This window comes from Streptomyces zinciresistens K42 (assembly GCF_000225525.1).
GTDB lineage: Bacteria > Actinomycetota > Actinomycetes > Streptomycetales > Streptomycetaceae > Streptomyces > Streptomyces zinciresistens.
Window position 1 is genome coordinate 1 of the sequence record NZ_AGBF01000443.1, and the last position, 1,408, is coordinate 1,408.

1 protein-coding gene is annotated in these 1,408 nt (G+C 80.8%); it reads left to right on the forward strand.

Annotation, left to right across the window (positions count from 1 at the left end):
* The first annotated feature begins 799 nt into the window (after positions 1-799).
* Positions 800-1,156: a hypothetical protein gene (locus SZN_RS37100; RefSeq protein WP_007506516.1), complete on the forward strand. Its 357-nt coding sequence runs from the start codon at positions 800-802 to the stop codon at positions 1,154-1,156.
* Positions 1,157-1,408 lie beyond the last annotated feature (252 nt).

Consider the following 1,408-nt stretch of genomic DNA (forward strand, 5'->3'; position numbering starts at 1 on the left):
CCATGACGGGCGCGGTCCCGGCGGGCCGACGCCGTACGCGACCGCGCACAGGTCCGACCGCGCACAGGCCGGTGGGGTCCGCCGCGGGGCACGCGAGATCCGGTTGGGCGCCGCCAGGCGGTTCGGGTCCAGGCGTCCAGGCCCCCGCGGCCGGTGCCGGGGCGAGCGCGGCCCGGTCGCCCCGGAGGGCGGGGCGCGGTCCCCAGCCGGGCTGTCCGCGGCGCCGACTCCCGCGCATCGGGCCCATGCCCACGCGCGCCGGGTTTCCGCGCACGCGCCTTCCCGTGCCGGCCGGTGGCTTGCACTATGCCCCCCGCGCGCCGACCCTGAAAGCACCGGGTGGAGACGGCCCGGTTCGACACCCGGCGGTGGAGCCACATGGTTCTCGGGAGCGACCTCAGGCGCGGCGGCACGGACGGCGGGCGGGGACTCCGGGCCGCCGGGCGGGGCAGGGCGCCGACGGCCGTCCTCCCGCCCTTCCCGGCACCGGCATCTGCCCCGGCATCTGCCCCGGCACCGGCCCCGGTCGCCCCGGACGACGTCGGCCCGCGAACCCCGCGAGCGGGCCGTCCTGGAGCACGGGAGGCGGACGGGACCGGCCCGCCGGGCACTCGGCGGCGGCGAACGCGGCGGACGGTCCGGGGCGCAGGTGTCCGCGACGACGCCGTGCGCGCTCGCCCGCGCGAACGGCACGGGGCCGCCGGTCCCCGGGTGCCGAGGCGGCGGCCGCGGTGACGGTGCGGGCCCCGGGTACGGCGGGTACGGCGTGCGGCAGCGGGCCGCCGGAGAAGGGCCGCGCATGACGCCCGTACCGCAGGCCCCCGTCCTGCACGCCGACTGCATCGCCGACTCGGCCGGCGGGCTGACCTTCGACGTGGCCGCGGCCGGGGCGACCGACGCGGCCCGGCTCGTCCTGCGGCACCGCGAGGGCCACGAGGAGGTCGCGCTGCCCCTGGCCCCGGCTGCGGCGGGCCGCCTGCGTGCCGCCCTGCCCAGCAGCGTCGCGCTGCCCCGGGGACACTGGGACGCCTGGGCCAGCGTGACGGCGGAGGACTCCGACCACCGGGTGGCGCCCGGCGCCATGGACGTGCACCCGTCCGCCTTCCGCGTGCCCTACGCCACCCGCCAGGGCAACCTGAGCGTCGAGTGCCGATGAGGAGTCCCCGCCGGAGCCCGGGGCGGGCCGCGCGCCCGCACGTGACCGGGCCGCGCCCGCCTGCGCTCGGGACCGCTCGGGTCCGGCCCGCTCGAAGACGAACGACGTGATCGGACGGAGATGCCCGGTCTTCTTGCCGTCGGTGGCGGTCAGCCGGTCGACGGCCGCCCAGGCCCCGCGCCCGCCGCCCGCCCGCCACCTCCGCGGACGGCGTCCCCGTCGCTCGTCGCGCCCGCGCCCGGCCAGGGCCCG

Excerpts from the sequence above, each read along its gene's own strand:
- SZN_RS37100 (WP_007506516.1), top strand. The coding sequence starts at position 800 with ATGACGCCCGTACCGCAGGCCCCCGTCCTGCACGCCGACTGCATCGCC.